This window comes from Mesorhizobium sp. M7A.F.Ca.CA.002.04.1.1 (assembly GCF_004022805.1).
Lineage (GTDB): Bacteria > Pseudomonadota > Alphaproteobacteria > Rhizobiales > Rhizobiaceae > Mesorhizobium > Mesorhizobium ciceri.
Genome location: NZ_RZPL01000002.1, coordinates 1 through 25,221 on the forward strand (window position 1 = coordinate 1; position 25,221 = coordinate 25,221).

20 protein-coding genes are annotated in these 25,221 nt (G+C 59.7%); 15 read left to right on the plus strand and 5 right to left on the minus strand.

Going from position 1 to position 25,221, the window contains the following annotated elements; genetic code table 11:
* From ENZ75_RS00140 to ENZ75_RS00170, 7 genes are all read left to right on the plus strand, one after another.
* The coding region (locus ENZ75_RS00140; RefSeq protein WP_164887703.1) for a calcium-binding protein at nt 1–721 on the plus strand (721 nt) is incomplete at its 5' end.
* A gap of 416 nt (nt 722–1,137) precedes the next feature.
* A complete protein-coding gene (locus ENZ75_RS00145; protein WP_063167495.1) occupies nt 1,138–2,346 on the plus strand; it encodes a glycosyltransferase family 4 protein in 1,209 nt (402 codons plus the stop codon).
* Complete coding sequence (locus tag ENZ75_RS00150) at nt 2,343–3,602, plus strand: O-antigen ligase family protein (RefSeq protein WP_063167494.1); 1,260 nt, start codon at nt 2,343–2,345, stop codon at nt 3,600–3,602. The genes ENZ75_RS00145 and ENZ75_RS00150 overlap by 4 nt, the downstream gene beginning before the upstream one ends.
* On the plus strand, nt 3,603–5,600 hold the full coding sequence (gene asnB, locus ENZ75_RS00155) for an asparagine synthase (glutamine-hydrolyzing) (protein WP_063167493.1): 1,998 nt from the start codon (nt 3,603–3,605) through the stop codon (nt 5,598–5,600). It abuts the gene before it with no gap.
* Nucleotides 5,575–7,833: an exopolysaccharide transport family protein gene (locus ENZ75_RS00160; protein WP_244514268.1), complete on the plus strand. Its 2,259-nt coding sequence runs from the start codon at nt 5,575–5,577 to the stop codon at nt 7,831–7,833. Before asnB (ENZ75_RS00155) ends, ENZ75_RS00160 begins: the two co-directional genes overlap by 26 nt.
* A gap of 184 nt (nt 7,834–8,017) precedes the next feature.
* Nucleotides 8,018–9,385 (plus strand): lipopolysaccharide biosynthesis protein, encoded by a 1,368-nt coding sequence (locus tag ENZ75_RS00165; RefSeq protein WP_013533110.1) that lies wholly within the window; start codon nt 8,018–8,020, stop codon nt 9,383–9,385.
* The gene (locus tag ENZ75_RS00170) at nt 9,382–10,422 is read left to right on the plus strand and encodes a glycosyltransferase family 2 protein (RefSeq protein WP_063167492.1); all 1,041 of its coding nucleotides are present in this window, start codon (nt 9,382–9,384) and stop codon (nt 10,420–10,422) included. Before ENZ75_RS00165 ends, ENZ75_RS00170 begins: the two co-directional genes overlap by 4 nt.
* 81 nt (nt 10,423–10,503) lie before the next feature.
* Here ENZ75_RS00170 and ENZ75_RS00175 read toward each other — a convergent pair whose 3' ends face one another.
* The gene (locus ENZ75_RS00175; RefSeq protein ID WP_024502429.1) at nt 10,504–11,211 is read right to left on the minus strand and encodes a helix-turn-helix transcriptional regulator; all 708 of its coding nucleotides are present in this window, start codon (nt 11,209–11,211) and stop codon (nt 10,504–10,506) included.
* Between the two features lie 213 nt (nt 11,212–11,424).
* Here ENZ75_RS00175 and ENZ75_RS00180 point away from each other — a divergent pair, with 213 nt between their 5' ends.
* A complete protein-coding gene (locus tag ENZ75_RS00180) occupies nt 11,425–13,167 on the plus strand; it encodes a PAS domain-containing protein (protein ID WP_063167491.1) in 1,743 nt (580 codons plus the stop codon).
* Here the strand turns inward: ENZ75_RS00180 and ENZ75_RS00185 are convergent.
* Nucleotides 13,160–13,834: a response regulator transcription factor gene (locus tag ENZ75_RS00185; protein WP_063170174.1), complete on the minus strand. Its 675-nt coding sequence runs from the start codon at nt 13,832–13,834 to the stop codon at nt 13,160–13,162. The two genes, ENZ75_RS00180 and ENZ75_RS00185, sit on opposite strands and share 8 nt — an antisense overlap.
* A 480-nt stretch (nt 13,835–14,314) precedes the next feature.
* Here ENZ75_RS00185 and ENZ75_RS00190 point away from each other — a divergent pair, with 480 nt between their 5' ends.
* From ENZ75_RS00190 to ENZ75_RS00220, 7 genes are all read left to right on the plus strand, one after another.
* Nucleotides 14,315–15,037 (plus strand): sugar phosphate nucleotidyltransferase, encoded by a 723-nt coding sequence (locus ENZ75_RS00190; RefSeq protein ID WP_013533115.1) that lies wholly within the window; start codon nt 14,315–14,317, stop codon nt 15,035–15,037.
* Nucleotides 15,038–15,076: 39 nt separating this feature from the next.
* Nucleotides 15,077–16,213 (plus strand): DegT/DnrJ/EryC1/StrS aminotransferase family protein, encoded by a 1,137-nt coding sequence (locus ENZ75_RS00195; protein WP_013533116.1) that lies wholly within the window; start codon nt 15,077–15,079, stop codon nt 16,211–16,213.
* Nucleotides 16,210–16,884: a sugar transferase gene (locus ENZ75_RS00200; protein WP_013533117.1), complete on the plus strand. Its 675-nt coding sequence runs from the start codon at nt 16,210–16,212 to the stop codon at nt 16,882–16,884. The genes ENZ75_RS00195 and ENZ75_RS00200 overlap by 4 nt, the downstream gene beginning before the upstream one ends.
* Before the next feature lie 87 nt (nt 16,885–16,971).
* Nucleotides 16,972–17,976, plus strand: coding sequence for an SDR family NAD(P)-dependent oxidoreductase (locus ENZ75_RS00205; RefSeq protein WP_063167490.1), 1,005 nt, complete (start codon nt 16,972–16,974; stop codon nt 17,974–17,976).
* Nucleotides 17,973–19,202, plus strand: coding sequence for a hypothetical protein (locus ENZ75_RS00210; protein WP_027163967.1), 1,230 nt, complete (start codon nt 17,973–17,975; stop codon nt 19,200–19,202). The genes ENZ75_RS00205 and ENZ75_RS00210 overlap by 4 nt, the downstream gene beginning before the upstream one ends.
* Before the next feature lie 16 nt (nt 19,203–19,218).
* The gene (locus tag ENZ75_RS00215; RefSeq protein WP_063167489.1) at nt 19,219–20,481 is read left to right on the plus strand and encodes a polysaccharide biosynthesis/export family protein; all 1,263 of its coding nucleotides are present in this window, start codon (nt 19,219–19,221) and stop codon (nt 20,479–20,481) included.
* A 110-nt stretch (nt 20,482–20,591) separates the two neighbouring features.
* Nucleotides 20,592–21,284 carry a class I SAM-dependent methyltransferase gene (locus tag ENZ75_RS00220; RefSeq protein WP_164745784.1) on the plus strand — a complete coding sequence of 231 codons (693 nt, stop codon included), beginning with the start codon at nt 20,592–20,594 and terminating at the stop codon, nt 21,282–21,284.
* Nucleotides 21,285–21,343: 59 nt separating this feature from the next.
* Here the strand turns inward: ENZ75_RS00220 and ENZ75_RS00225 are convergent, their stop codons facing one another.
* The 3 genes from ENZ75_RS00225 to asnB (ENZ75_RS00235) are packed head-to-tail and all read right to left on the minus strand — an operon-like array spanning nt 21,344 to nt 25,221.
* Entirely contained in the window at nt 21,344–21,610 is a 267-nt protein-coding gene (locus tag ENZ75_RS00225; RefSeq protein ID WP_013533122.1) for an acyl carrier protein, read from the minus strand.
* 39 nt (nt 21,611–21,649) lie between these two features.
* The gene (locus tag ENZ75_RS00230; RefSeq protein WP_063167488.1) at nt 21,650–23,203 is read right to left on the minus strand and encodes a class I adenylate-forming enzyme family protein; all 1,554 of its coding nucleotides are present in this window, start codon (nt 23,201–23,203) and stop codon (nt 21,650–21,652) included.
* Nucleotides 23,200–25,221 carry an asparagine synthase (glutamine-hydrolyzing) gene (gene asnB, locus ENZ75_RS00235; RefSeq protein WP_063167487.1) on the minus strand — a complete coding sequence of 674 codons (2,022 nt, stop codon included), beginning with the start codon at nt 25,219–25,221 and terminating at the stop codon, nt 23,200–23,202. The genes ENZ75_RS00230 and asnB (ENZ75_RS00235) overlap by 4 nt, the downstream gene beginning before the upstream one ends.

A 25,221-nucleotide genomic window follows, 5' to 3' on the forward strand; every position in this document is an offset into this window, starting at 1 on the left:
ATCACATGTCGAGCAGCTCTCCACCGCCAATTCCGGTGGCAGGGCGTCCATTAACCTGACCGGCAACGAATTCGGTCAAGCCATCTATGGAAATGGCGGTGCCAACAAGATCAATGGCGGCGGTGGCGCCGACAAGATGACCGGCTATGGCGGCAATGACACCTATTACGTCGACAATGCCCACGACAAGGTGGTGGAGCAGGGAGGAAGCGGCCTCGACAAGGTTCTTGCCTCGGTGAGCTTCGCTCTTTCGGCTGGCTCGCACATCGAGCAACTCGCAACCACCAAGACGTCCGGCAAGGCCGCCATCAATCTGACCGGCAACGAATTCGGACAGACCATTCAAGGCAATGCCGGTAACAACAAGATCGACGGTGGCGGCGGAGCCGATACGTTGACCGGGCACGGGGGCAGAGATGCCTTCGTGTTCAGTACCGCCCTTGGCGCTGGAAACGTCGACAGGATCACTGATTTCAACAAAGCCCAGGACAAGATCCACCTCGACCATTCCATCTTTGCCGGTCTCGATCAGGGGGGCCTCTCGTCGGACGCTTTCTTTGCCGGCAAAGCGGCGCATGACAGTTCCGATCACATTATCTACAACAGTTCGACCGGAGCTCTTTCTTTCGACAGCGACGGCGTCGGAGGCGCAAACCAGATCCATTTCGCGAGCCTCTCTCCGCATCTGTCGATTACCGCATCGTCTTTCCTGGTCACCTGACGCTCCAGCGACGAATGCCTTAAAGGTCGGCGAGGTCTTGGTGCCTCGCCGACAGTCGTTTGGGCCGAGCGTCCGAACTTCGCGCCCATCAGCGAGCCGCGGAGTTCAGGTCCGCCACGCCTTACTCCAGCCACTCATCGTACCCACTTCAGGCAATGCCGTGGGGGCGTCCCGGTGAGACTGCGTCGGCAAGACAGGAGGGACATTAGCGCTCCCCCACCGCGAGGGAATCTCGCCTCACTGGTCCTACCCCTTTCCAAACATCATGGTGTCATTCAAACGGACGAGGACAGGAACCCGGCCTCCCCATAGCGTGCACTCGGGCGGGATGCGCTCATAGGTGATGAAACCGGGCCGTGGCAGCATCGAGAGCGTCAGTTACTCGATTGCCCGCCGTGTGCGCTGGGGAGAGGCAGATGAACCCACATCTGGTCTGCGTGGGAGGCGAGGATCACGCCTTGAGAGTTCCCTTCCTCATCGCGCTGCGAGAGAAAGGCTTTCGCGTTACGGCGGTCTCGAGCGGTTCTCCCGTACCGTTTTTAAGGCATGACATTTCGCATCACAGGTTCTCCTTCGACCGGTTTGCATCTGGCGGCGGGGAATGGCGTGCTCTCGGAACGATGCGCCGATTGATGCGGGAGCTTCGGCCCGACATCATCCAGAGTTTCGACACCAAGCCAAATCTGTTGACGCCCCTTTCCATGCGGGGAACAGTTCCGGTTATTCGCACCATCAACGGGCTGGGCTGGACGTTCTCATCTCTGGCGCCTCGCGCTTTGGCCCTGCGTCCGGTCTATTGCGCGCTGCAATGGCTCGCGTCTTCGTGGACGGCGGCGACCGTTTTCCAAAATCGTGATGACCAACTGTTCTTCGAGCGCTTTCGGCTGACCGGTCGCGGAAGCTCGCGACTGATACGCAGTTCCGGAATCGATGTCGATGCGTTCGCAACGGTGCGCCATCTCGGGTCCTCGGCAACGAAGATGCGTAGGGAACTCGGCCTCCAGTCCGCCGAAGTGGTGATCTTTGTCGGCCGCTTGACCCGTCAGAAGGGTGTGGGAACCCTCCTCGAGGCGGTTCCTCGCGTCGTGGCCGAAAGACCAGCAGCACGATTTGTGCTTGTCGGCCCGCGAGAATCCGAAGGCTCATTCGCAATCGACAAGTCCGAGATCGACCGGCACGCATCTCATGTGCTGGCCTTGGGTCCACGACGCGATGTCGCTGATCTCCTCGGCATGGCCGATGTATTCGCCTTTCCCACCCAGTATCGCGAAGGAGTACCGCGTGTGTTGCTGGAAGCGGGGCTTTCGGGACTGCCAATCGTGGCTTCCAGGATGCCAGGCTGCAGAGACGTCGTCGAAGACGGGTGGAATGGCTACCTGGTTGCACCGCATGACGCCGATGCCCTTGCCTCGCGAACAATAGACTTGCTGTCCGACCGCGCTGGGGCAAAGGCAATGGGCGTCCGTTCCGCTGAACTTGTGCGGGAGCGATTTGCCCTGCCGTTGGTGGTCGATCAGTACTGCGACCTGTACGAAAACACACTCCGCGCGGGGCTTCCGCGACCGCTCCCTGCTGTCGCGCTTGAGGGCAGCCTCGCAGATCACCGGGGCGGAGCACGTCAATGATCCGGGACGCCTTGCTCGCCCTGGGAGTTGCGATGTCCTACGCGACGCAACTGGCCGTTCCGGGATTGCCGCTCGGCTATGGCGAATTGTTCATCGCGATCTGGATCGTTCTGGCGATTGGACGAATATTCGCCGGGGGTCGTCTCCAGGTCACACCCGCTTTTGTCCAACTGGCGAGCTTCTGGCTGATCTTGTCGCTGGCTTTGGGAATCGGCACGATCGTCGGCTACCTGACCACCGTCCTTTACTTGACCGGGCTGGTACATGACCTGATGGCCTACATGCTGCTGGCCGGCTTCACATGCCTGGCGGCCGCGGAGCCCGACGCCGATCGTCACCTTCGCCGCAGTGCCTGGTGGGTGATCGCCATCGCCAATGGAAGCTTCGTAATTCAGCTGGGATTGGCATTTGGGGTAGCCCACCAGCCCGGCGTCGACCCCTGGTTCTGGGACAGATTCCGGGGCTGGTCCGAGAACCCGAACCAACTTGCGCTCTATTGCGCGCTTTTTGGCCCCCTGGCTTTGCACCTTGCCACGACCACCCGCAACCCATGGCGCCGTTTGCTCGCATTCTCCAGCCTGATCCTGACCTTTTATGTCGGCCGGCTGACGAAGAGCGACACCTATCTCTACACCAGTATCCTGAGCTGCCTCGTCTTTCTCGGATTGCGGCTTCGTGCATGGATCGCAACAAGCGGTCGCGCCAGCCTGCCCCGCTTGGCAGCAATTGTGCTGTTGGCGGGTTCCTTGCCTTTAGCGCTGGCGATGACGCCCTACGCGCTCACCGAAGAGGCCAGCGTCGCCCATTTTGCCAAGAGCCTTACCAAGGACCAGGGTGGGGAAGCGACACTCGAAACGTTCGAACTCCGGCTCTATCTGTGGCAGGACGCGGTGGAAACGGGGTTGAAATCCGGGTCGCTGGGATTGGGCCCTGGGCCTCACCTCGAGCGCCCGCCCGTCGCCGACCGTCAATTTCTGCAGCGACCTTTCGAGGCCCATAATACCGTTCTTGACCTTTACCTGCAGGGCGGATTGCTTGCGGTGATGGCATTGGTCTGGATCGTGGGAGCCGCAATGTCGCTTGCCTGGCGAGCGGGATTCGACGCGCTGCTGGTGCTCGGTGCGTCGACGATAATCTTCAGCATGCCTCACCTGATCATCCGCCATCCGATCGTGTGGTTTTCGCTGGCTTTCTGCCTCGTTGCCGGAAATCCGACCGCACTTCGGCGGCAACTTGCCGAGCCCAGGGTGCCCTAAATGTGTGGGATCGCCGGAATTCTATTGGCTTCCGATGCCACAGACATAAAGCCGCTCCAAGCGATCGGGCGGATGACCGCATCGCTGCGTCACCGGGGCCCGGATGGCGAAGGGCTCTGGGCCGATCGCGAGGCTGGAATCGCATTGGGCCACAGGCGATTGGCAATTGTCGACCTGTCAGCCGCCGGGCACCAGCCGATGCATTCTGCCAGCGGCCGATACGTGATCACCTTCAACGGTGAGATATACAATTTTCGCGATTTACGTCGCGAACTTGAGGGTGCGGGCCAAACCTTTCAAGGCGCCAGCGACACCGAAGTGATGCTCAGCGCAATCGAGCATTGGGGGCTTGAAACCGCCCTCAAACGCTTTGCCGGAATGTTCGTGTTCGCATTGTGGGATCTGAAGACAAGAAGCCTTTATCTGGCCCGTGACAGGATGGGCAAAAAGCCCCTCTATGTTGCTTCGACCCGAGACGCATTGGTCTTCGCCTCTGAGCTGAAGGCGATCAACACCTTTCCGGGCTTCTCTCCCGACCTTGATCTTGATGCCGCGGCGGCAATGCTTTCAACGGGATGGGTGCCGGACCATCTCTGTATCTGGCGAGGCGTGTTCAAACTGCCGCCTGGTTCCGTCCTTTCCGTCACCGCGGCGAATTGTGCCGAAGACCGCAGCGCGGACCGTCTTTCGCAACGCGTTCACCGCTGGTGGTCACTGGCTGACGTTGCAGCCGATGGGCGACGGAACCCCGCTACCGGCACCGACGAAGATCTGGTTGACGAACTGGACAACCGGCTTCGGCTGGCCGTGCGGGAACGCATGATGGCCGACGTCCCTCTGGGTGGCTTCCTGTCGGGCGGGATCGACAGCTCAGCCGTGATCGCCCTGATGCAGGCTCAATCCTGCAAGCCGGTTCGCAGTTTCACGATCTCGTTCGCAGAGGGCGGCTTTGATGAAGCTCCATACGCAGCGGCCGTTGCCCGTCATCTGGGCACCGACCACTCCGAACTTCACCTCTCGCCCAGCGCCGCACGTGACGTCATTCCCGAGTTGCCGCAGGTCTGGGATGAACCCTTCGCCGATGAATCGCAGATACCGACCTTGCTCGTTGCCAGGCTCGCCCGTCAGCACGTCACCGTAGCGCTGTCGGGCGACGGCGGTGACGAATGCTTCGCAGGATACGGCCGCCACTTCATGGCGGAGCGGTTGAAACGACACCTGCGCCTGCCCCGACAACTGCGCCGAACCTTGGCGGCAGGGGCAGGTTTTTTCGCACGCGCCGGACGCGACGATGTCATCGGCAAACTGCCACTCTCTGCGAGCGCGAGGCATTTTATCCGGAGCGACCGGATGGAACGTCTCGCCCGGCTGCTCACGGCATCGAATGAAGACGAATTGTTTCAGCGGCTGGCGCGGCCACAGGCTGAAAACCTGGGACGTCAGCGGCCCACCGAACCAATCTACGGCCACGGCGGTCCGCCGCTTGACGACCTGCTCTCCCGTCTTCTGTGCGATGACATGGCGGGGTACTTGCCTGGCGATATCTTGGTGAAGCTGGACCGTGCCACTATGGCCAACAGCCTTGAGGGCCGGTGTCCTCTGCTTGACCACCGCGTTGTCGAATTCTCCTGGCGGCTGCCATCCAACATGAAAGTTCGTGATGGCGCCGGCAAATGGATCCTTCGTCAATTGCTACGCCGCTATCTCCCGCAGCACCTGATCGAGCGTCCGAAACAGGGCTTCGATGTCCCTATCGCAGCATGGCTGCGGGGTCCGCTGCGCAACTGGGCCAGCGATCTTCTCGCCGACATGCGAGCAGAAAGCAGTGACGTATTGGACGCTGCGAAGATCGACGCCTGCTGGCGCGATCACATTGATGGCCAGAACCGCTCGCGCGAATTGTGGTCCGCATTGATGTTCCAGGCCTGGCGGAGCCGAGCCAACCGGCAAGCACAGGAAACCGGCCCAATTCATGAACCCGATCTGGCAGGAGTATAAAATGGTAGGTTCCGCAATCAGCCCGATCCAGCTGCCACGGATCAATCAACCACCAGCACCGGTTCTCGAAGGCAGAGTGCACGTGCGGTCATTGCGCGAATATGTCGAGCCGGCCACCGCGTCGCACCAACTCTTCGTGATTCTGGCAAGGCGAAAATGGTCTATTGTTGCCTTCGCTGTGTTGGGCGGGCTGCTGGCGGGGTTGCTGGGAAGTCTTCGCCCGGTTCTCTACGAAGCAACTACTCAGCTTATCATCGACGCCCCATCGCGCGGTTCACTGCCCGTCGGCGCCCCGTCTTCGCAGGACCTCGTCGATTCAAGCATAGATGACCACATCACGATGCTATCGTCGCAAGACCATCTGCGCCGCGTCATGGCGGCACTGCGCAAGACAGGTGCGGCTGAAACCGGACAGGACAATTCCGCTAGCGGGAATTCCCGGCTTGAGCCGTCTGCCATCCCTCCCCCGAGGACACGCTCGCTTGCCGGTGGTCTACTGGACCGACTGTGGCCAGGAGCGGACAAAACAATCAGCGATTCACAGGCCGAGGATGCCTCTGAATTGAGAGCCTTGCGGCAAGGAATGCGGGTCGGGCAGGAGCTGCGATCGAGAGTAGTCTCCGTCGCTTTCGCCGATGACAGTCCCGCGCGGGCGGCGCTCGTGGCCAACACATTCGCTCAGGTCTATGTCGACAATCTGATAAGGAGAAGGCAGGCATCCGACCAGCAAGAACTCGATGCGATCACCACCAGCCTGCCCAGGCTGCAAAACGATCTGCAGGCAGCGGCCGACCGCCTTGAGAAATATCGGTTGAGCCACGGAGCCATCGACCAAGGCTCGGCGGACAATGCAGCCAGGGAACGGGCCGACCTCAGCCAGCAATTGTCGATGTCAAACGCAGATCTCGCCGCTGTGGAAACTCGGCTGCGACATGTTCAGGAGCTTCGAGCGCAGGGGGCTTCTTTCGTCTCCGTGGCCGAAGCCATTGGCGGGCCTGAACTTGCCGATCTTGCGGCTCGACAGGCTCGCGCGCCTGCGGACCAAGAACTCAGAAACCTGACCGAAAGCAAGGTCGAACAAGGCATCGACAAGATTGCTGCGGACGCAAACATTTTCCGTGCCCAGATCGCCACTCTTGAGAGCCGGAAGGCCATTTTGGATGCGGTCATGGCCGACACCGCCAGCCGGCTTTCCGGGTTGCGGGTTCTCGAGCCGCAGGTCAGTTTGCTGACCCAGCGATACAACGAACTTCTTGGCCGGCAACAGGATTTGACGCGGCGTATCGGAGTTCCCTCGGCTGGAATTTCCATCCTATCGGCGGCATGGCCGCCGACCATCCCGCAGACCTTGCCCGCCATCTTCCTTGTTCCGCCCGGGATGATTGTGTTCGCTATACTGGGCGCGATTTTCGTCACGATGCGCAATCACTTCGATCGGACTTTCCGCGGTGAGACCGAGGCGGAAGCGGTGCTCAAGGTTCCATGTATGGGGCAGATTCCCGAAGCAGGCAGGGTGCATGCCAAACGACTGCGAACCCTTGTCCTGGGCGAGCGCAGCTCCGCCTATAGCCGCGCCGTGACGTCGTTGCTGATTGCTGCGGCGCCCAATGCGCTGAGGGCTCGTTCGTCGTACACGGCGCTTGTCACCTCCAGCGTCCCGGAGGATGGGGGGACCGAGCTCGCATGGAGTCTGGCGCTGGCCGGCACGCGGATGGGCGGTCGTGTTCTCTTGATCGATCTTGAACGCAAGGGCGTTCAACTCACGCTCGAGTTCCTGCATCAGTTCAGCGAGCGCAAGAGCCGCCATTCCTTCGCTGATTATGTCTGCAATCGCAGCAACCTGGAAAACGCCGTGGCCAGTCTGCATGAAATCGGCATCGACGTGATGACCGCTGCTCCGTCGGACGATCTGCTGGCGGTGTTGTCCTGCGAGGATGGGGGCAAAGTGATGGCGGATCTGCACTTGACCTATCGCATCGTCATCATAAACCTGCCGTCGGCGCTCGGGCGGCCGGAAGCCAAATTTCTGGCTGGATGGGCTGATGCGGTGCTTTTTGCCGTCCGATGGAGGAAAACGCCACGTACCCTCGCTCGCGGGGTGCTGGAACTCCTTCAGGGCAACGGTTCTCTTGCGGTACCCGTCGGCAGCGTCCTCACGCAAGTGAACTTGAAAAAACATGCCGGATATCGGCTCGAGGATAGCGCCGACCTCTTGCGCGAGCAGATAGCATGACCAAGCATAGGCTCGTCCTTGGGCCGCGGACGATCCGGGGGCGGTTCATCCAGGGAGCGGCCCGGACGATTCAGGGTGCAGCCTGTCCGCAGAGCGCGTCATTCAGGTGAATGATGGCAACGTTCGGTGTGCATCGTAGGCTGCGGCAATCCCCGATATTTGCCTCCCTCGGAAGCGCGAACCGATGGCACTGAGCGACCTTCTGAGACCCAAGATGGTTCCCGCGGCCGACACAGCCATCATCGCTGTTCGGCCGAGCACGATCGGTTCGATCATTCGTGCAGCTGGTGAGGTGTCGGCGATGGCAATTGTCGGCCAACTCACCCTTCTTGCTGCGATTCCGGTCTTGGCGCGGCTCTATTCGCCTGCGGATTTCGGCATCTTTACGATTTATCTGTCGATTGTGAACATACTCGCCGGGGTCGCAGCATTGCGCTTCGAGGCGTCACTCTATGGGGTTAAGGGGAGCGCCCAGGCCTATGTGACGGTCAAGCTTATCCTTTTGGCTGTGTTCGTGACCACCGTCCTGGCCTTTTCGGCCGGACAGATGCTGTCGAACCTTGCTCCCAACCGCCTCGGCTCGCTTGCCTGGCTCATTCCGATCGGAATGGGAGGCGCAGGTCTGGTCGAAGCCATGAACTGCTGGAGCCTGCGTGCTGGGCTTTTGCGCGACTTTGCCCTTGGGCGGCTGATCCTGCCGGCGAGCATGGCTGCACTGCAATTGGTTTTCGGCATTGCCAACCTTGGCGGCGAAGCGATGATCCATGCCCATATTTTGAGCCAGTTCGTCTTTATCGGGTATATCGGTTATCGGGTGACGAGCTGGGAGGATTTGCGCGGCATCGCCCGGGCACCTTGGCGTGCGGTGTTCGAAAAGGCCCGGCGGGAATACAAATTTCCTCTGTTCGATATCCCCGCAACACTCGCGAGCATAGCGATCAACAATCTTCCGGCAGTTCTTGTCGGTGGGCTGTTCGGCACCGCATTTGCCGGATATTTGGGCGTGGCAACGCGCCTGGTTACCGGTCCAGTGACGCTGATCGCTTCACCGCTCAGCAATGTTTTTGTCGCCGAAGCAAACCAGAACAACAATCGTGGACACCTGCTTGGCGTGGCACGCGGGCTTCTCCTGCTGGCCGCCGGCTTTACCGCGGTGCCGATATTGCTGCTTGGACTCGCCGCGCCCTATGTGGTCGTTCCGCTCCTGGGCGAGCCTTGGATGCCCACCGCGGAAATCATGACCGCACTGGCGCTGATGGGCGCGGCACAAGCGTTGTCTACTCCGCTTAGCGACGTTCCCGCTCTGCTACGTCGGCAAGGAACAAGACTGGTCATCGACCTCGCACGAGCGGTTCTCGTGTTTGGCCCGCTGCTCGCCGGCGCCCAGGCGGGCTGGCAGCCAGTCACCGTCATCTATTTCATGGCCGCCGGCGGCGCGTCGGGTTTCGCTCTGAAAATGGCAGCATCGCTGTATTTGTTGACCCACGACCCCCAACCAGCAGGCGCTGCAACGTGCATCCAACATGAATGTCTCGAGGAAAAAACACCATGAATTCGTCGTCGGTTGACAATCTTCAAGCGGCAGTTGCGGTCACCCAGCATGACCGTGCCGATGTCTCATGGTCACGCCCTTTTATCTCTGTCGGGATACCAACCTTTCGCCGGCCCGATACGATCCGCAGGGCGATCGACAGCGTCCTGGGTCAGGATTACTCCGATTGGGAGTTGGTCGTGAGCGACGACGAGGGACCGGAGGGCGAGACCTGGGCTATCGTGACCGACTATGCACGAAGCGAACCTCGCATCCGCATCATCGAGAACAGCCGAGGTCGCGGTCAGGTGGAGAACACCAACAACGCTATGCTGGCTTGCGCTGGACGGTGGATCAAGTTGCTGCACGACGATGACTGGCTTGCGCCAGGTGCACTCAGGACATTCGCCGAAGTTGCCAAACAGCACCCGTCGGTTGCCTTCATGACGTCAGCCGCAAACATAATCGAGGACAAGCGAGTGAGATTTCGCCAAGTCCCCAAGGAGCAGGAAGCGATCTCCCTTTATTCCAGCCAGCAGTGCCTGATGGACCTCTATCTGGTGCGCGCGACACGCTGCCTGGGGATCATTCCATCCACATTGTTGATCAACAGCGACGTCATTCGTGCCGGCTGCTTGATGCGCACGCACAAAGAGATTCCGGCCGGAGTGGATCAACTGTTCTTCGTCGATCTAGCCAGCCATGGGGACATGGTGGCGATAAGCGATCCGCTTACCTTTTATGATGCAACGAGCCATCCAAGCATTACCACGTCAAAGAGTTTCCGCGAGGTCGACGAAGTGACCCTCGCCGTCAAGCAGCTTAACTGGAATCTCATCAAAGACCGCAACCATCTCCCGCCTCCCGAGACATTGCTGCGGGCGCTGCGGGTTGCTCGTATTCCCATGCGGTTCCACCAGCAGTCCTGGTTGACCACGTTCCTGGATGGGATACAGATCTTCCGGCCTTCGGTCATGAAGGTGGCGGGCTGGCACGTGCTTAATCACGTGTTTGCAATCCGCCCAAGATTGGGCCGGGTGCGCACGCGACGGCGGTAAGGTGAGGCTGGCCGACAAGCACATCAGCGACAGATTGCGCGCACAAGCCTGTTGTGCGCGCGCATGGTAAAGGCGTTTGCCTCACGGCAAAACGCATATGCGCCCAAGAAGAGCTACCAGTTCCGCCTGTCGCCGTGTTTCGGTCTTGGCGAACAGCGACGCCAGCTGCGACCTTATCGTGGTCCGGCTCAAGCGCCGCTTGCGGGCTATTTCCAAAGGGGCATCGCCCTGCGCCAAGCGCAGTGCGAGCTGCGTTTCGGCACTCGTCAGACCAAACATTCTTTGCAGCGTCTGGGGATTTGGCCCGGACCTGTTTTCACGATCCAGCAGCGCCACGATGCTTGTCGCGTCAGGCGTTGCTATGCCCTTCTCGTTCAATATCAGGGGCCTGTCGCCCATGCCTCGGATCACCACCCATGAAAGCGTGCCAGGAGAAAAATTGCCCGGCACGTTTGCGATCAGCCGTCTCAGCGCAGCAAATACCTTGCTGGCCGTATCGGCTGCCTCGCCTTCGCGCTCCAAGGTGTTTTGAGCGGCTGAATTCCACTCCATGACCTTCCTGTCGCTGTTCAGGATCAGGTAGCCACAACCGATGCGATCAAGCATTCTCACAACAGATGCAAGGCTGCTCTGCCGTGGCTCGACAGCAACGCTGTCGAACCGTTGTGGTGCTTGATGCCAAGCGGAAGCATGGTCACCTTGCGTTCTCAAGGCGGAGACAGGCTTTCCCCCGAAACTTCCATATTGGCGACCAAGAATTCCATCATCTTGCCTACCAACCAGTGCCATTTTCTTACCTCCCGCAAAACGGCAACGCCTCCCAGTCAAAAGGAGGTGCCTTAAACATGTCAGTCAGGTCGCTTGGAGAGTAGCGGTCCGATCCGCCCCCGACATCGGACAAAATGCGCGCTACAATCCCGGGGAACAATCCTGCGGTCGGACTAGTCTGTACGCTTTTCGGTCTAATCTCGACGGACTAGTCAGAAGGTTATAGTCTGGCACATGCGTTTGCATTCGCTCAGTTTGCATCCGAACAGCTCAGGCAAGTTGCTGACCCGCCTTGCCTCGATGTCGCTCCTGATAGCGACACTTGCAGTCGAGACAGCGCTGCCGACCTCTGTGGCATACGACATCGGCTTTTTTGAGTTTGTTCCCGCCATTATTGCCATCTCATATTTCGAAGATCGCATGATCGCTCTTGCGGCAACATTTGTGATGGTTGCCGTCGGCTTGTTGACGCGGGATGTCCTGCACCATCCAATCGATGTCGGCCTTTGGGTTCAAGCCATTCTGCTGCTGGTTGCAGGGGGGATGATCGCCCTGACTTTCCACCGGCAGAGGCAGGACTACCGCACCCTTTTGCAGGTTGCGGAGGCTAGACTCGCGGCCTTGGAAGCAACCGAAAACAGGTATCGCTGGGCATTCGAACGTGCCGCCATTGGCTTTGCCAACATGAATGAGAACGGAGAGTTGCAACGGTCCAACAAGCGTCTTGGTGAGATGACAGGGTATGTCGAGGAGGAGCTTTCAAGTCTGCCGCTCAGCGCACTCGTCCACCCCGACGACAACCACACCTTGGCGGAAGCGTTGACTCGCCTGAAAGACACGACTTCGTTTGGCTCGGAGATCCGTCTCCTGAGAAGAGACGGCACGATTTTGTGGACAAGATTGGCCCTGTCTTTGGCCGTGCCAGCCGATGCTCTCCCTCAAAGCATTTTTGTAGTGGTGGACGACATATCGGGAGAGCGAACCGCCCGCGAGGCACTCCGGGCTCAGAAGGAATGGTTGGACCTGGCGCTATCGTCAAGCCGGTTGGGAACATGGCGCATAGATTTCGAGAGCGGGTCCGTGAAGGGCTCAGCCGCGTTCTGGGAAATGATGGGGCTGGCACCCGCGCCGAGCCGTCCATTGCAGGAATTGACTGCGGTCGTTCACCCGGCCGACTTGCCTAATCTGATGGCCCCGGGAGAGCTTGCATCAGGCGCCGACTATGACGCTGAGATCCGCATCAGGCGAACTGGCGGACATATCCGCTGGATTGCTCTTCGGGGACGGGACGAATTGCGCGACGGTCGTGCACAGCGAATAGGAGTCGCCGCGGATCTCACCGATCGGCGCATAACCATTCTGCTGCGGGCTGCGGCGAAGAAGCGAGAGCGGGCTATGCTTGAACAGCGCCATAGGCTCAACAATCTGTTTCCGGTGATCACGGCGCTTGTGAATATGGTTGGTGCCCCCGACAATGATATCGCCAGCTATAAGCAGACACTGATCGAAAAGATCGGCGCACTCCAGGCGACGCATCTGCTTCTTTCACGCGATGGCAGCCTGTCGGCTTCCCTGCGTGACCTCATCGTTCAGGAATTGCAGCCCTATATGGGGACGCATGACATTTCGATCAGTGGACCCGAAATAAAAATGGCTGAGGGTTCGGCTGAGAGCTTCGCAATGATCGTTCACGAGCTTACGACCAATTCCGTGAAGCATGGGGCTCTCGGCACTCCGGCAGGACGGATCGAGGTCGTGTGGCAATTCGTGGCCCAGGAGCCCGGCGCCGACATAGTGTTTGAATGGTCGGAATCGGGAGAGCGCCGGGTCTCCACCTCGGCTCGGCGTGGTTTTGGGTCGTTGATTATCGGAGCCGGCGGTGAGCCTATCGTGGGCCACTCTTCCAAGCTTGAGATGCTGGATCACGGACTGAAATATTCGGTCCGGCTGCCGCCAAAAGCAATCGGCGCTAGTTGATGTCCCTGGCGGCCCATGTCTTCAGCAAAACCGCGGCTTCCGTTCGATTTCGTGCCCCAAGTTCGCGCAGGACGGCAGCCGCATGAATCTTCGTCGTCGCTTCTGCAATTTCAAGAGAGCGGGCAATCTCTTTGTTCGAGTAACCTTCAGCCATCAACCTGAGGACTTCCTTCTGTCTGGACGTAAGCCTGCCCAGATTGTTGACGCTGATGGTCCTGTGGGGCATTTGCGTGGGAGCCTCGGATGGAAGGCGCACCGACGCCTTGGACCTTTGTGAAAGAAGTGCCGGAACGTAAATGCGGCCAGCCAGGATTTCGTTCACCGCCAGGACCACCTCCTCGTCCGTTTGGGACTTTACGATATAGCCATGAAGTCCAATCGAGAGGGCAGTTAGAATCTCGGCGCGTGAATCGGTCCCTGAGACAATTGCAAACCGTGTGTCGGGATGAGCCGGTAAGACGTCGCGAAGGTCGTCCTGACCGGACAGTCCCGGCATGTTCAGGTCGATGATGGCGAGATCAACAGGCGCCTGATCTTCAAGCAAGCTTATGACGGTATCAAAACACGCCGCTTCGAATATTTCCAAGTCTGGAATGCCGGCCATCAAAGCCAGTCGCAGCCCACGACGATACAAGCCGTGATCATCGGCGATGATAATACGATACATGAACCACCCACCTTTTGGCAGCCCGCATGTGTCCCTAGCTGCCGAAACCTCCCTTTGGATGGACTGTACGGTGACCCAACACAGATCAGCCGCCCGCTGATCCCCCGTATGTCGACGCTCGCCGCCGCCCATCGGCACATTTCAACCTTCTAATATAGCTTACAATCGCACACATTTCAGGGCCAGATGTTGAAGTGTTTTTTTCGTACGAACGGTAGCGATGCCCTTCCGAGCAGGTCGTTGCCGGCGCCGGACATGTGAACAGTTCCCAGCTCTGATCGCCCTGCCGCCCCCATGCCCTGCCAACTGGAATATTGAATCAAAAGGCCGGGAAAGTGCCATTCAAATGCACGACGACGCCTTCTTAAGCGCCACTTACCATCGCTGCACTCCGGAGAGGCAAAACCAACACTGGCGTACCTTCCGGCCGGGTGGGTTGGACCCATCACACCGCGACAGTCGTATCAATAGGAGGACGAGATGAAAGCGGTCATTCAGTGCGGTGGAATGGGAACACGCCTTCGGCCTTTCACTTCCATATTGCCCAAGCCTCTCATGCCGATCGGTGCTCGACCGGTTCTTGAATTGCTTTTGAAGTGGCTGCGGCGGAACGGCATTCAGGAAGTCTACGTCACGACCGGCTATCTGGGGCACTTGATCCGCACCGTATGCGGGGACGGATCCCAGTGGAATCTAAGGATACGCTACACCCAGGAACTGGAACCTCTCGGCACCATTGGCCCGCTCTCCCTGATCAGGGAGGAACTGGACGAGCCGTTCATTGTTCTCAATGGGGACGTACTTACCGATCTCAGTCTCAGCCGGTTTGTGGCATCACACCGCACACACACGGATCCAGTCACCATAGCCACCGCATCCCGCGTCATCAAGATGGACTTCGGCGTCATCGACGAGGTCGACAATACCGTTCAAGTATTTCGTGAAAAACCGACGCTATCCCATCTGGTAAGCATGGGAATATATTGCATGAATCCAGACGTTTTTCGTTTTATACCTGACGGCATCGCCTTCGGATTCGACGATCTCATGCTGCAGATGATGCAAAACGGCACGAATGTGCACGTCTACAAACATGACGGGCTTTGGCTGGATATCGGACGCGTTGAAGATTTTCAAAACGCACAAACCATTGCCTGGGAAGAGCAGTCCGCATCGATCGAGGTCTCGGCAGCGGCCGCTTGAGGGCTGAACGCTCGACCACGCCAACATGAGGAGGTCGTAATGCTCTTGGTCAGCGCTCCTATTCTTGGCTTTCCGGAAAAGGCGGCCTTGGCCAAAGTTGTCGACAGTGGGTGGCTGACGATGGGGGACCAGGTACGAGCCTTTGAAGAGGCCTTCGCGGCCGTGCATGATGCGGTCGATTGCGTTGCCGTCAGCTCTTGCACCGCCGCCCTGCATCTCATTCTCCATGCACTTGGGATCGGTCCCGGAGACGAAGTTCTGGTTCCCTCGCTGACCTTCGTGGCGACCGCGAATGCAGTGCTCTACGTAGGAGCAACACCGGTATTCGTCGACATAGAGTCGGCCGAAGTGCCACTGATGTCCCTAAGCGACGCGGAAGCCAAGTGCACCGGACGCACCAAGGCCGTCATTCTCGTCCACTTTGCCGGCTACCTCGCCGACCGGGAAGAATGGCAGAGATTTGCCCGTGTGCGAGGACTGCATATCGTCGAGGATGCCGCGCATGCTCCCGGCCTTAAGGAGGTGGGGACTTATGGTGCGGCCGCGGCCTTTAGCTTCTACGGCAACAAGAACATGACCACCGCGGAAGGTGGGGCCGTAATCGCCCGGGATGCACAGCTCCGTGAAGCGATCCGCCAGGCTCGCGGACATGGGATGACCAGCGGCACACATCAGCGGCTGAACAGCCGCACGCCGCAATACGATGTGACGATGCTCGGTTTCAATTATCGCATGGATGAATTGCGCGCCGCTATTGGCTTGGTCCAGCTTCAGAACCTGCAGGAATGGAATGAAATCCGGCGCATATTGGTCGTCCTCTATCGACGTCTGATCGCAGACTATTGCTCGGCTGTGACAGTTCCGTTCTGCAAACCGCGGACCTCGGCCTATCACATCATGCCTGTCCTCCTGCCACATGACGTCGACCGGCAAACGGTGATCGACCATCTGCGAACGAAGGGAATACAGACCACAATCCACTATACGCCCGTGCACCAGATGACGCTCTATCGCCAAATGTTCACTGAAATCCATCTGCCGAAGACCGAGGATTTCGCGCAGCGGGAGTTGACGATTCCACTACACCCGCAAATTACGGCAAGTGCGATCGAGTCGGTGGTTGTTGCGTTGGCCACCGCGATTGAAAGCAGCGGGCGCGCGGGAGCCGCGGCATGAACGCACTCGACGTGACGATGCATCGGCCCGCCGTAGCTGGCACCAGCCATGGAATTGCCAGGCGCGCGATGGATATCATCCTCGCCGCAGCAGCGGGAATGGCACTCGCTCCGCTGATGCTACTGATTGCTGTTGCACTCTTTGTCGAGGGTGGTTGGCCCGTGCTTTTCGCACAGACGCGCCTGGGTGCCGGCGCAAAACCATTTCGCATGTACAAGTTCCGCAAATTCAAGACAACAGCTGATCCTTTCGGCCTTGCGCTGACCATGAACGATGACAGCCGCATGACGCGGATAGGCCGTTTTCTCGCGGCAACGAAACTTGATGAGTTGCCGCAACTGTGGAACGTTTTTACGGGAGACATGGCAATTGTCGGCCCGCGGCCGGAAAGCCTTGCCTTCGCCGATTGTTTCCGCGGCGGCAATGAAGCCGTCCTGCAGTGGAAGCCCGGCCTGCTCGGCCCGACCCAGGTTCTCTTCCGTCACGAAGCCTGTTTTTACCCGCCATCCCTTGATCCGCTCCTGTTTTATCGAGAGGTCCTGTTCCCGGCCAAGGCAACGATCGACCTCGCCTATTATCCGCGGCGCACGATTGCATCGGACCTCGTCTGGATAATGCGAGGCTTCAGGGCGGTTTTCGGCGTGTCCCTGCCTCCCGCGGCAAGTGGATAGAGTTGGAAAGTGAGGAGAGTTTGGCATGAATGGATCGTTGTTCGTTCGCCAGTTTGTCAGCTCACACGATCAAAGGAGTGCGCAGTCGTGAGCTATCACGGCAGGAAGGTCCTGGTCACGGGTGCGGATGGATTTATCGGATCCCACCTCACGGAAGCGCTGGTGCACGAAGGCGCCGATGTCACGGCACTGGCCCTCTACAACTCGTTCGACAGCCATGGCTGGCTGGACGATTTACCCGACCACGTTCGAAGCCAGCTGCAATGCATTCGTGGGGATGTTCGTGACAGCGCGTTCATCAACCGGATCGTGCGCGGCCAGGCGGCGGTGTTTCATCTGGCTGCGCTGATTGCGATTCCCTACTCCTACGCGGCTGCCCAATCCTATGTGGAAACCAATGTGCTGGGCACCGTGAATGTCCTCGAAGCGGCACGCCACTGGGAAACCGAACGCATTGTGCATACGTCCACGAGCGAGGTTTATGGCACCGCTCTGACCATGCCGATCGACGAATCCCACCCACTGCAGGGACAGTCCCCCTACTCTGCATCCAAGATCGGCGCAGACATGATGGCGGCGTCCTATGCCAGGTCCTTCGATGTGCCGGTGGTCATCCTGCGACCGTTCAATACATACGGGCCGCGCCAGAGCGAGCGGGCCATCGTGCCGACCATCATAAGGCAGGCTCTGGACGAGAACTGTCCGGCGATCATGGTCGGCGACACCAGCCCTATCCGCGACCTTACCTTTGTGGAGGACACTGCTGCGGCATTTGTGGCGGCAGGGGCGGCCGAGCTTGAATTTGGCCATGCCTACAATGCAGGCAGCCAGCGCGCCGTCAGTGTCTCGGACGTTTTGGAGTTGGTGCTCGAGTTGAGTGGCACCAGGAAACCAGTTCGTCGAGATGAAAGCCGGATGCGGCCGCAAAACTCCGAGGTTCGCGCGTTGCTCGCCGATTCCTCGAACCTTGAAAGTAAAGTCGGATGGCGGGCACATACGAGCTTGCGTGATGGTCTGGAAAAGACCATCGAGTGGTGGCGCTCGCGCCTCAGCGAAGGCCGCGTCCGACGCGAAATGAGCTACATGACATGACCTTTCCGCGGCTCATACCAGCTTTGCTGTTGATGGCCGCTCTGCTGGCGCTGCACACAGCCGGAAACCGGCCGAGCGGTGCGGCAGGCACGGAGCCGGCAATGGATCTGCCCGCTTATCTGAAACCTGCAACTGATCCGGCGACAGGGATCCGCTTTACTCGGATCACTCAGCCCGGAGCGCTTGGCAGCGGAATTGTCTGCGGCAAAATATATTGCAGTCATCGCTACTCGAGCGCGCAAGCCTGGAATGCGGATCAGAGCCTCCTCGTCCTCATGAACGGCTGCAACGGCATGTGTTTCCTCGACGGGAAAACCTACCTCCCTTTGTTTCATCGCAACAAGTCGGGTGAGTGCGAATGGCGCCCTCGAAACGCGGAGATGATGATCTGTGTCGATGGTCAAAAGATATCGACCTGGGCGCCCCGCACCAATCGTGAGGACATAGTGTATGCCGCAACGAAATATCGGGATCTCGAATTCGGCCCGTCCAAGGGAAATCCTAGTCGTGACGGCAACCGCATTGCCGTACGCGCGACCCGCAATGATGGAGCTGCTGTCGTCTTCGCATACGACATCGACCGGCGTCTGAAATACCCGGACATCGATCTCGCCCAGGTTGCCGGAACGACCAGCTCCTGCACCATTTCTCCGCTCGGAGAGAACATCCTGTGTTTCCAAAATCTGGTCGACGGCACCGAACAGCGAGCCATTTTCGCAGTCGACGGGACCCTGCGCCAAACGTGGAAGGATCATCATCGGCCCGGCCATGGCGATTTGACTCTCGATGCGGATGGCAGCGAAATTTACGTCGGAACCAGCAAATCCGCTCCGGACAAATATCAGGTGATCAAGCGTCGGTTGTCCGATGGAAAGGTCACGTCGCTCACGAAGTACGGTGAGGCCGAGCATACGTCGCTGCGTGCTTTGGACAGGCCCGAATGGGCGTTTATAAGTTACGGGGGCAATCCCGATGAGGTTCGGAGCCACCCGGACTGGGCGCCATACACGCGCGAAGTGATCGCGCTGCGTGTCGACGGTCGTCAGGAGGTGCGACGCATCGTGCAGACGCGAAACGCTCCGTTCGACTATTGGAGCGAGACACATGCCTCACCCTCCCCTGATGGGTCGCAAGTGATCTGGTCGAGCAATTGGGGGGTGCCTGGTGGGCCGGTCTACGAATTCGTCGCCCATCTCGATTGGCCGCAGCAGCCGGGCCTGAATTAAAGGGAGATTGCCATCGATGGCCTTCGTTAGCCGAATTTTCTTTGCAGCCCTTGCCGGTTGCCTGGCCCTGGATATCGCAGCCGCGGCTGAAGCGCCGGTGGCCTATAAGCTGTCGCCCGGCGATACGGTGGAGATAGGAATAGCCTCCATAGCGGAGCGAACGCAACGCGCGATCGTGCAAATGGATGGCTCGATCGCGCTGCCCGAGTTCGGGATGATCCCGGTTGGCGGGCTGACGCCGGCAGAATTGCAGACGCGCATGGAGGCGGTGCTGCCAACCAAGATAGTCCATCAGCGCCTACCTGATGGACGGGAGCAAATGATCGTCATCAAGCCGAGCGACGTCACGGCCGTGATCGCGGAGTACCGTCCGATCTATGTGACTGGCGATGTGCTGACACCAGGGCAGCAGACTTACCGGCCACTCATGACTGTCCGACAGGCAATTGCCGTCGCCGGCGGTTTTAGTCTCCTGCGGTCTCGGGCAAGCCAAAGCGGACCTGATCCCGTTGATCTGCGACGCGACTACGAGTCGATCTGGGGGGACTACATCAGGGACTACTTTCATGGCGCGCGCATCCGCGCCGAACTTCAGAACCAGGCAGAATTTGACATGCAACCGCCGCAAGGCTCGCCCCTGTCGAATGCATTGATATCGGCGGTCGCGCAGGCGGAAGCGGAGGGCCTCAAGATTTCGCTGAACAATTTTCAGCAGGAGCAAAGCTATCTCGACAAGACCGCCAAGGATGCCGAGGCTCAGGTCGAGGTTCTGCTCAAGCGCGAGCAGACGGAAGCGGCCGCGGTGAAACAGGATGAGGACGATCTTGCGCGGGTCACCAAATCGTTCGAATCGGGCAACCTGACCAACAGCAGGCTCGCCGACGTCAGGCGTGCCGTGCTGATGTCGTCGAGCCGGGCGCTCGAGACCTCAGTCGAACTGATGAGAACGCGGCGCCAGCAGGAAGACTCCGTCAGGCAGCAGGAACGCAATGAAAATCAAAGAAGGATCGGCCTTCTGAACGAATTGAGGGACACCGACCTTCGCCTCGCCGAGACCACTGCAAGGCTCCACGCAGCCAGCCAGAAGCTTCAGCCATCAGGGGCGTCCGCGCTTCCACTGCCCGTCGCCGGCGAAACCTTTCAGGCGCGGATCACAATAACCGGCGGGGCCGGCGACGCGTCAAGAGGTCGACCGGTCGACCAGGACACCGAGGTTGCGCCTGGAGACACCATCGAGGTGAGGTTCAGCAGCGAACTGCAGAGCGCGGCGATCCAGTAGTTGCGCGGACGTGAACCGAGCCGGGAACGACGTTGCTGATGGCTCGCCCATGGCATGAAGACCGGGCGCCTGAGAAATCAACATTGGGAAATCAAGAAAGCGGGTTTGCCGTGATTGGTGAAATAGATGTCGCCAGCGCCTACAGCACCGGCCGCACCGACTTCATGGGGCTGAAGTTGGTTGTCGCGCCCGGCGTGCTCGTCCCTCGCCCGGAGACGGAACTGCTCGGCAGCACCGCCCTCAATGTGCTTCGTGAACTTAACAGGCCGGTACCGCGTGTCGTGGACATGTGCTGCGGGGCGGGCAATCTCGCCTGCGCCATTGGATACAAGGTCCCCACCGCGCGCGTCTGGGCGAGCGATCTTACTGACAGCTGCGTCGAAACCACCTGCCGGAACGTTGCCCATCTTGGCCTGGCCGGACGTATTTCGGTGCTACAGGGCGACCTCTTCAATTCCTTCTCGGGTCTGGAGCTCGAAGGTACGATCGATCTGGTCGTCTGCAACCCGCCTTACATCTCGGAGAAGCGGCTCGAAAACGACCGCGCGCATCTGATGGAACTTGAACCCCGTGAGGCGTTCGCTGCCGGGCCTTACGGCCTGAGCATTCATATGCGGGTGATCAAGGAGGCGCAGCATTATCTGCGGCAAGGTGGCATGCTGCTTTTCGAGGTCGGGCTTGGCCAGGACCGGCAGGTCATGAGTTTGGTTGAGCGTTCCAAAGCCTATGAGAGCATTCGCACGGTTGCGAACAAAGCCGGTGAAGCCAGGGTGGTTTGTGCACGGGCCAAAGCGCCAGCGTGAGCCGCGCCATGGGTTTGCGCGCCCGGTTGGGACGACGCCCTCAAGCCGTAGCCCGGCGATCAGTTTTCCTTGCTGACCACGTAACGTGCAATTCCCTGGATGGAATCGAAATTCTCCGGCAGAAGTTCACTGTCCTCGACAGTGATGCCGAATGTCTCCTCGACGAATCCGATAACTTCAAGCACTCCAGTCGAGTCTATGATGCCCTGATCGAGCAACGACGTTTCAACTTCCAGCGCACGCGGGTCGGCTACGTAGAAGTTTGACGCCAGAAAGGCGCGGATTTGATCGCTGTAGGTGTCAATTCTGTTGTTCGTGCTCAGCATTGAATTGGCCTCCGATCCAAATAATTTCCGTAAATTGCTTTATGACAGCGCCATTTTCTTGAGCTTGCCCGTGTCCGTCATCGGCAGACTGGACACAATTTGGATGGACTTCGGAATCATGAAGTTTTCCAATCGCTTCTGACATTCCATCCGCAGCTGCTTTTCGCCCATGATCGTTCCTTGCTCCATGACGACAAACGCTTTCACTGCTTGCCCCAGCAGGTCATCAGGTACTCCGACAACCGCGGCTTCCCGTACTCCCGGGATTTCCATCAGCACGTTTTCGACTTCCCTAGGCGCCACCTTTTCTCCCCGCGATTTTATGATCTCATCGCTGCGGCCGACAAAATAGAGGTAGCCTTCCTCGTCCATTCGGCAGTAGTCGCCGGTGTACAGAACCTGCTCGCCGGGCAAAGGACCTGGCTTGAGCTTCTTCGCGGTAGCCTCCGGCTTACCCCAGTAGCCCTTCATGACCGTTGCCCCGCGGATGACCAACTGGCCGACGACATTGGGACCAACCCTTCGGTCATCCTCATCGACAATCCACATTTCGGTGTTCGGGATGGCGATCCCCACGCTCAACGGTTTTCGGGCAAGATCGTCCGGCGGAAGATAGGTGCAGCGTTTGCATTCGGTCAGGCCGTACATCGAATAGATGCGGGCGGCGGCAAACAGTTCCTGGAGCAGGCGAATGTGCTTAAGCGGCAGGGCTGCCGCCGTATTCGTGACATACCTTATGCTTGCAAAATCATTTGCCTTCAGCGTCCTGAGATCCGACAGCGCGGCAAAGATGGTCGGCACGCCGGGAAAGCCTGTAACTCTCTCCCTTTCGATGATCGCAAGTATCTGTGCGGGGAAGGCAAACGAGCGCTCGAGGACCAACCGCGCCCCGGTACGGAATGCCATTATCATCTGATAGAGGCCGTAGTCGAAGGCCAGGGGCAAGACATTGAGGATCACGTCGTCTTCGCCAAGCTCAAGGTACGAGGCGATAGACGTGCAGGCTGTCATCATGTTCCTGTGTGTCAGCATCACGCCTTTGGGTTCGCCGGTCGAGCCCGACGTGTAGATGATGGCTGCGAGATCGATATCGATGCGGCGGCGGGGCGGCGCTTTGCCGTGGCCGGCAGCCGCCTCATCCCAGCGCACGGCATGCGGCAATCCCCGGAGCTCGGCGTCGTCCACCTGACCGGAGACGATGAGCCGCCGCAGCGACGGACAGTTACGCGCCGGCTCAGCAAAGACCGGCTGCAAATGTTTGTCGGTGATCAATGCTGCCGGAAGGCAATCGTTGAGCAAATACCCCAGCTTGTCGCTCTTGGTGAGCGGATTGACGACGCACACAACGGCGCTCGCCTTGAGAACCGCCCAGAAGCTGACCACGGTCTCGACGGTGTTGTCGGCGAAGATCATAACGCGGTCACCGGGGGCGACCCCGGACGTGACGAGATGACGGGCGACCGCGCTGGAGCGTGTCTCAAGCTCGTCATAGGTGAGCCGGTGCTCGCCGCACACCAGCGCTATCTTGTCGCCGAGCCGTTCGGCCGAATGGCTGAGGTAATCGTCCAGCAGAGGTACGGCGCCATGCATCATACCAGCACCTCTTCCCTGTGCAGGTGATCGACGTCTATCCTGAGGTCGACCGCATGCGCGCTCGATGGGCGGCTAGCGACAAACTGCTGATGGAGGAGCTGCGTCGACAGCACGCCGACCAACGCCATGTTGTCCGAGTTGGACAGATCCCCATCGCCGGTCTTGGCAGCGCATTTGTCCAGCAGGCGCGCGACCGAGTTCGGATCAAAGACATTCGCCGCGCGCAGGGCAGTCTCGGAGAGTGCTTCGCGGACATAGGCGGGTGCGCCATCGCCCGTGAAGCAAAGTGCGTTGGGCGCCCGGTAGGGTTGCTTCTTGCGGGCCACGACTTCCGCGGGCACGATCGATTTCGCCACACGCTTCAGCACGTGTTTCTCATCCAGAATGCGCAGCTTGTAGTCGGGCGGGAGCGAATTCGCCAACGCCACGAGCCTGTCGTCCAGGAACGGGAAGCGCCCCTCGACAGAATGGGCCATCAGCATCCTGTCACCCTGCGAGGAGAGCAGGTAGCCCGACATCAGCGTCCTGATCTCAAGATACTGGTCCTGCGCGAGAGGACCCCATCGTGGAAACTCTTCGGGCAGGTGGCCAAGCAGGTCCGCCACCACGTCGTGACGCGCCGCTTCGGCATGCATGTCGGCCGAGAACAGCCGTTTGATGGCGCTGGTGGTGCGCCAGCGGGTGTCATGCGCGAAGCCGGGCGCGCCAAATGCATGGATACCGTGTCCGAAGAACTGGCGCGCCATCGCCTGCTGCTTGACGGGCGACCGGCTCAGATAGGGGTAGAGCCGTTCCAGCAGTCGCGCGCGTCGGGCGGATGCGGGCTGCCGCCCCCAGAAACGGCGGACCTTGCCTTCACGGAACAGGTCGTAGCCGGCAAACATCTCGTCGGCGCCCTCGCCGGTCAGGACGACCTTGATGCCATGTTCGCGCACCAGCCTCGAGAGAAGGAACAACGGCGCCGGCGCGGTCCTGAGAATCGGACACTCGGCGTGACGGATCACATCTGGGAAAACCTCGGCAATATCACCGCGCGAAACCATCACCTCGTGGTGCTCGCCGCCGCTCGCACTTGCAACCAGCCGCTGGTAACGGGTTTCATCATATTCGGCGTCAGCAAAACGCAACGAGAAGGTCTGGAATGGCGCGCCGGCGAAGCGCCTACCGAGCATGGCGACAAGTGAGCTGTCGAGCCCGCCGGAAAGGTAGCAGCCAACCGGCACATCCGCCTTGACCATTCTAAGCGCCGTCGCGGCCTGCAAGGCGCTACGCACTTCGTCCACCGCATCGTCCAGTGAGCCGGTGAAGGTGCCATGGGCCTGGTCCGCGATCTCGGGATAGCAAGGTTTCCAGAAAGCGTGCTCACGAACGCTGCCATTGTCGTAGATGCGTACATGGCCGGGGGTAAGTTCCTTCACTCCCTGAAATACGCCTTGCGGCGGTACGACCGTCCACAGCGTGAAAGTCTGGTCTATCCCCGCCGGATCGAAGGCCCGCGGTATCGCCGGGTCGGCTGCGAAAATGGCCTTCACTTCGCTGGCGAAGTGAAGGCGGCCAGCATGTTCGCACAAATGCAGCGGGCAGATGCCGAACCGGTCGCGCGACAGGACGAGGCGGCCTGTCAGCGAATCCCAGATGGCGAGTGCCCACTGCCCGTTTAGCCTCTCGAACGCGGCCACGCCCCAGGCGCGGTAGGCGTGCACGATGACCTCGGTATCGCTGCGGGTGCGGAAACGATGCCCCAGCGCCGTGAGTTGTTCACGCAGCTCGATGTAGTTGAAGATCTCGCCGTTGAACACGATCCAGGTGGTATCGCCGGTGTCGGCGAGGGGCTGCTGTCCGGTCGAGAGATCGATGACCGACAGACGGGTATGCGCCAGCCCCGCCCGCCTGTCGCGGTAAACGCCGCTCTCGTCCGGGCCTCGATGGGAGAGCGCGGCTGCCATTCGTAGAAGCGCGGCTCGTGAAGGAGGCTCCGCAGCCGCGTTCAGCGCCACAATTCCGGCGATACCGCACAT